Raw genomic sequence first — 6,000 nt, forward strand, 5'->3', positions numbered from 1 at the left:
CCGAAGAACGATATGACACTCGGGAGTCGTAGTGATCAAAGTCGAACGCGTCATGCAGTCGAGCCGTCCGTGCGACGAGGTCGTTGCCTACCTGGCCGACTTCTCCCACGCCGAACACTGGGACCCGGGCACCATCACCTGCGAGCCGGTCGATGCCGGTGCTCCGCCGGAGGTGGGCGCGCAGTGGCTGAACGTCTCCTCCTTCCGCGGACGCCGCACCGAGCTGCGCTACGAGTTGACCCGGATGAGCAGTGACCGGCTCACCTTCGTCGGACGCAACAAGACGGCGACCTCGACGGACGATCTGCACTTCGAGCCGTACTCCGGCGGCACCCGGATCACCTACCGCGCGCACGTCGAGTTCCACGGGATCGCGCGCTTGGCAACGCCTCTCCTGCAGAAGGAGTTCGAGCGACTGGGCGACGAGGTGTCCGAACAGCTTCCGGCCGCACTCGACAAGGCCCTGGGGCCTTCCGGCCCCGGGGCCCGGCGGCCCTGACCGGGCCGTACCCCGTTCGGCACCTCCCCCGCGAGCACACCGGGCACGACCGGGCCCGAAGGCGCTGGCGGCGGTGATGACGGCGTCGGACGTCCTTCCGGGGACGCCGGACGCCGGCTCACGCACGCCGTTCGGCGACGGGCGTACCGTCCGGGGTCGTGTGCAGCAGTTCGGCGTCGGCCTCCATGGCGTCGGCGACCGCGATGACGAGCCGGCGCGGGTCGCCGCCGGCGGGCATCGGCGGGGCGGTGCCCGCGACCGGCCGGTCGGCGAAACCGGTGTCCAGGTGGCCGGACCGGATGTCCAGGACCTGGATGCCGCAGGTGCGTCCTTCGCGGCGCGCGGCGACGAGCCAGGCGCACATTGCGGCCTTGGAGGCGCTGTAGTCGGCCATTCCCGCCTGCGGACGCTCGCCGACCACGCCGGTGAAGGCGGCGATCATCGAACCGGGCCGCATGATGGCGAACGCGGCGCGGAAGAAGGCCGCGGGCGCGAGGGCGTTGACCGCCATCAGGTATTCGTGGACTTCGTCCCCGACCTGTGTCGCCTGGCCGAAGGCCACCGATCCGAAGGCTGTCACCACGGCGTCCAGCCCACCCAGGCCTGCCGCCGCTTCATCGACGGCGCGGGCGCAGGAGTCGGGGGCGTATGCGTCGAACAGGACAGTGGGAGCACCCGGGTACGCGTGGGCGGCCTGGGCGAGGCGGGCCGGGTCGCGGCCTGCGAGCGCCGGGCGAGCTCCCCTTGCGGCCAGTTCGGCGGTGAGGGCACCACCGAGGACGCCGGTGGCGCCGGCCACCAGCACACGGGCACCTTCGAGGTTCATGTCCCACTCCCGATCTTCCCATCGCAGGTCGTCGGCTCGGCGTCTCACCGGTGTGTTCCCCGCGAACCGGCCGCCGACGAAGACAGCCACCAGGGTCCAAGGGGAGTCAACCGCACGCCGAGTCCTTCAGCACGTCCTGACAGGCGGCGCCGCGTCATCCGAGGACCACCGACTCGACCGTCCGGACCGCTTCCGCCAGCCCCGGCGGATGCGGGGCCCCGGTTACGGCCTGTCCGGCCCAGCCGGGCCCGAGCGTCAGGACCACCGGTGTGCGGCGTGCTCCGCGCACACCCCACTGGATCGCTGCCACGTGCTGGGCCAGCGGCCGGCTCGCCGTGGCTCGCGTCTGCGACCACAGTCCTACCGCCGCCGGCCCGGTCCTGTTGACCGCTGCCACCAGGGACTCGACGGGCAGCGCGCCACCGAACATGCGCACCGGGAGGCCGCGTTCGGCGAGCGCGGCGGAGAGCACCTCCAGCGGCAGCGTGTGGTTCTCCGCAGGCACACAGGCGAGCACGGTGGTGGCACCGGGCCGGTCCGCCACGGGCGGGGTGTGGCGCCGCAGGGCGCCCGAGACGTGCCACGACAGGAAGTGCTCGACTTCGGCGTACCTCTCCCCCGATCCCTGCCATTTACGGCCGACGGCCTGCAGCGTGGGCATGATCACGTCTGTCCAGGCCATGACCATGCCGTGTTCCTCGATCGCGGTCGTCAGGAGCTCGTCGAGAGCGCCGGCGTCCAGGCGCAGGGCGGCGCGGGCGACTCCTTTGCACTCCTGGCGTACGTCGCCCAGCCGCAGGCCGCTGCCGGCCCGGCTGCTCACGGGGGTCCGTGGCGGTGAGGAAGGAGTGCTGCTCGCCCGGTGCGGGGACGCGGGCAGGGTGCCCTCCTCGCGCACCAGGCGGGCGGCTTCGGCGGGTGGCAGTCCGGTCGCGGTCAGGGCGCACATCTGCTCCAGCCGTGCCACGTCCTTCGGGGCCCAGCGGCGGTGTCGACCTTCACTGCGCACGGTGGGGCCGAGACCGTAGCGGCGGTCCCACGAGCGGATCGTGGTGGGTGCGACGCCCAGGCGCCGCGCCACCTCGCCCGTGGTGAGTCGGCCACCGCGCGGCGCCGGTGCGACGTCGTCTCTCATGGGACCCACGTCTCCACCTTACGACGCATGAACGACGCATGAACGACGCATGTTGTACGCGTCGCTTCGGGTGACAAAAATGTCCTTATCGGGCGCTCCGGCGGGCGTGCCCAGCGATCCGCCTCAGCGATGACCCCTCCGCACCTGTCGAAGAGGAACGGCGGGAGAGGACACAGGCCATGATCACGAACACGCTCTCCACCGGCACCCGCCCCCCGCCCGCCGCACGGTCGAAGGGTGAGGACGATCTGGCCCGTGGCCTGCTCGCCGAGGACGAGGCGCCTTCGCGGCCCTGTACCTCCGCTGGGGCTCGCTCGTGTACACCATGGCCAGCCGCTCGCTCGGTGACGCCCATGAGGCCGAGGATGTGACGCAGCAGGTCTTCCTCGGCGTCTGGCGGGGGCGGGCCGGCTTCCGTCCCGAGCGAGGACCGCTCGGTGCCTGGCTGGTCGGCATCACACGCCGGAAGATCGTCGACGCTCTGGCAGCACGCACGAGACGCCTCGGCGTGATCGACTCGGTGGCCCACGAGGTCCGCTCGAGCCGTCAGGAGGAGCGGACCATCGATGCCGCGGTGGACCGGGTACTGCTGGTCGACGCCCTGTCCCGACTGCCGGTGCACCAGCGCGAGGTGCTGTGCATGGCCTTCTACGAGGACCTGACCCAGGCCCAGATCGCCCAGCGCACCGGAATTCCTCTGGGCACCGTGAAGAGTCACACCCGGCGCGGACTGCACCGGCTGCGCCGGAGGATCGAACAGGACCACGCCGGTGACGCCGCCGCGTAGACGCCGATGGCCTCCGGTCGAGCTGCATCCAAGGCGCGGCCTCCGCACGAAACAGTGACAAGAGCACGCACAAGGCAAACCTTCTTGACGAAGGGAAGATCATCATGACCTCCCGGACCCCCCTCGCCCTCGCCGCCACAGCAGGCGCCTGCGCTCTGGCCCTCGGCGTCACCGCCCCCGCCCTGGCCACCCCTGCCGCGCCCAGCGACGACCAGGCCATGGTGTCCGTCTTCCACGGCGTGCCCGGGCTGACCGTCGACGTCTACGCCAACGGCGACGAGCTCCTCGGCGACTTCGAGCCCGGCACCGTGACCGACCCCCAGGCCCTGGACGCCGGCACCTACAACATCCAGGTCTTCAAGGCCGGCCAGGGCCCCGACGGCACACCGGCCATCGAGAAGGAGGTCAAGGTACCCGCGGGAGCCAACGCCACGATCGCCGCCCACCTCTCCGCCGACGGCAAGCCGGAGCTGACGGCCTTCACCAACGACGTCTCCCGGGCCGGCTCCGGCGAGGCACGGCTGACCGTGCGCCATGTCGCAGCTGCCCCTGCCGTGGACGTCCGAGCCGACGGCCAGCCCGTGTTCAAGGGGCTGGAGAACCCGAAGCAGGACACCACCACGGTCGACGCCGGAACCCTCTCGGCCGATGTCGTGCTCGCCGGCACCAACACCGTCGCCATCGGCCCGGCCGACCTGAACCTCAAGGAGGGCACGAGCAACATCGTCTACGCCTGGGACGGCGCCCAGGACAAGAACCTGAAGCTGGCCACCCAGACACTCAGCGGCACGGAATCCACGCCCAACGCCGTTCACGCCGGAGGCAGTGGCGCCGCAGCCGCCCCGAACTCCCCCGACCACTGGCTGGCCTGGGCCGCCGTAGGCGGAATGGTGACGCTGACCGGTGTGGTGGCGATCCGCCGGGCGACCGTCCGGCGTCGGTGATCCCGCGCGACGGCTCACCGCCCCCACGGTGGCGACCGCCGCCCAGGGAAGCACCTCGCCTCCTGCGGCCCTCCCTGCGTTTCCGACGAGGGAGGAGTGCGGCGTACATCCAAGAGGCCCCGGAGCGCTGTCCTATGCAACGTCAGGTCGTGTCATCAGCGGCGCCCGCACGTGCAGTTCGAAACTGGGGCCGGTCAGGGGCACCGTGCTCCAGGTCGCCGTAGCGGTTCCCGCGTCGGCGTCGACGGCCAGCCGAACGCGGTGCGGGGTGGTGATGACGTAGAGATCGGCGACAAAGGTGCTGCCCTGCCAGGCGCCGGCCGCGACGACCGGCCGGCCGAGCGGGGCGCACTCCCGCCAGTCGCCGTGGCCGACCTCGACGTCGAGGAGCGACTCGAAGCGTACGAGCCATCCGCCGTCGGTGGGATCGACGGTGACCGTCGTTCCGTCGGGCAGGGCCGACCCCTCGCCCGAAGCGTCGAGTTTGGCGCTGGCTGCACGCCCCGGGGCGGCCGAACCCAGCACGGGCCGCAGCGACAGTCGCTCCAGCCGATCAGCGAGGATCGCGTCGTCCTCGGCACTTCCCGTGTGCCCCACGCCGGGCAGCAGGCACTCCCGAACTGCGTCGAACACGTCCTGGGACTGTCCTTCGGCTGTCGCGGCGACGACGAGATCGTGGGACGGGACCACCACACACTGCTGCGCATAGGAGCCATGGCCGTGGTAGCCGTGACGCGACCTCCAGAACTGGTAGCCGTAGCCGTAGGAGAAGTCCGCCTGGTCGGATCCGTCCAGGATCCACTCGCTGTCGATGTGCCGGCCGGTCGCCAGCTCCACCCACTCGCGTGGTACGAGCTGTTGGCGTCCCCACATGCCTCCGCGCCGCAGCAGTTCACCGAAGGCGGCGACGGCCTCGGTCGTCAGGTGCAGTCCGTGGAATCCGAAGGCGACGCCACCGGCCACCCGGTCCCACTCGGCGTGGTCGATGCCCATCGGCGTAAACAGGCGCGCGTCGAGGAACTCCGGAAGACCGCGGCCCGTGACCCGCTCCACCATCCGGGCCAGGATGTAGGTGGTCGAGTTGTCGTAGACGTGGCGCGTTCCCTCCGCCGCGGCGAACGGCAGGCTCAGGAAGCCCTTCACCAGGTCGTCCGGTTCCCGCTCCCATGCCTCGGCGAGGCTGTCGGTGGGGTGTCCGGACGTCATGGACAGCAGGTGGTGAACGGTGATGCGGCGACCCTGCGCCGAGACTTCGGCCGGGACGCGGTCGGGCAGCACGTCCACCACGCGGTCGTCCAGCGAGAGCAGCCCGTCGCCGATCGCGAGCCCCACGGCGATCGATGTGAACGACTTGGTCAGCGAGTAGAGGAGGTGCGGGCGGTCGGCCGAGTACGGCGCCCACCAGCCCTCGGCCACGATGTGACCGCGGTGCACGACCACGATGGAGTGGCTCTCGCCCGATCGCGCTTCGAGCCTGTCCAGCATCGCGGAGATCGAACGGGACGATATCCCCGACGCGGCGGGCGCCGAACGGGGAAGCAGGGTGCGCTGAGACGACATTGCAGCTTTCTAGCAGAAGCCACTGGCGAACCGGCGCTCCCCATCGCATCGCGTCAGCGTGCTCCGCGCACCGCGCTCCCCGCCGGGCCCGGTCGTCATGACCCGCTGACGCCGGTCGAGGAGGCTGGCCCCCGGCTGGTCCCCAGGAACGGGTCCCCAGGAACGGCTCAGGGCCGGTCTCGGATTGCTCCGAAACCGGCCCTGATCTGCGACTGTCTCCAGTCGGGACGACAGGATTTGAACCTGCGA

5 protein-coding genes and 1 pseudogene are annotated in these 6,000 nt (G+C 71.1%); 3 read left to right on the plus strand and 3 right to left on the minus strand.

Annotated features, from left to right (window positions below; all coding sequences use genetic code 11):
• Positions 1-31: 31 nt before the first annotated feature.
• A complete protein-coding gene (locus JKV81_RS21705) occupies positions 32-499 on the plus strand; it encodes an SRPBCC family protein (protein WP_129266623.1) in 468 nt (155 codons plus the stop codon).
• Between the two features lie 118 nt (positions 500-617).
• Here JKV81_RS21705 and JKV81_RS21710 read toward each other — a convergent pair whose 3' ends face one another.
• Both JKV81_RS21710 and JKV81_RS21715 read right to left on the minus strand, forming a co-directional pair.
• Positions 618-1,325: an SDR family NAD(P)-dependent oxidoreductase gene (locus JKV81_RS21710; RefSeq protein ID WP_202077325.1), complete on the minus strand. Its 708-nt coding sequence runs from the start codon at positions 1,323-1,325 to the stop codon at positions 618-620.
• 154 nt (positions 1,326-1,479) lie between these two features.
• Positions 1,480-2,460 carry a MerR family transcriptional regulator gene (locus tag JKV81_RS21715; protein ID WP_129266625.1) on the minus strand — a complete coding sequence of 327 codons (981 nt, stop codon included), beginning with the start codon at positions 2,458-2,460 and terminating at the stop codon, positions 1,480-1,482.
• Between the two features lie 179 nt (positions 2,461-2,639).
• On the opposite strand from JKV81_RS21715, the pseudogene JKV81_RS21720 reads away from it, so the two are divergent.
• Both JKV81_RS21720 and JKV81_RS21725 read left to right on the plus strand, forming a co-directional pair.
• A pseudogene (locus tag JKV81_RS21720) lies at positions 2,640-3,247 on the plus strand (RNA polymerase sigma factor).
• A 104-nt stretch (positions 3,248-3,351) separates the two neighbouring features.
• Complete coding sequence (locus JKV81_RS21725) at positions 3,352-4,191, plus strand: DUF4397 domain-containing protein (RefSeq protein WP_202077327.1); 840 nt, start codon at positions 3,352-3,354, stop codon at positions 4,189-4,191.
• A 132-nt stretch (positions 4,192-4,323) separates the two neighbouring features.
• On the opposite strand, the gene JKV81_RS21730 is transcribed toward JKV81_RS21725, so the two are convergent.
• Positions 4,324-5,751 carry a serine hydrolase domain-containing protein gene (locus JKV81_RS21730; protein ID WP_202077329.1) on the minus strand — a complete coding sequence of 476 codons (1,428 nt, stop codon included), beginning with the start codon at positions 5,749-5,751 and terminating at the stop codon, positions 4,324-4,326.
• Positions 5,752-6,000: the final 249 nt, after the last annotated feature.

It is taken from the genome of Streptomyces silvae, assembly GCF_016745505.1.
GTDB lineage: Bacteria > Actinomycetota > Actinomycetes > Streptomycetales > Streptomycetaceae > Streptomyces > Streptomyces silvae.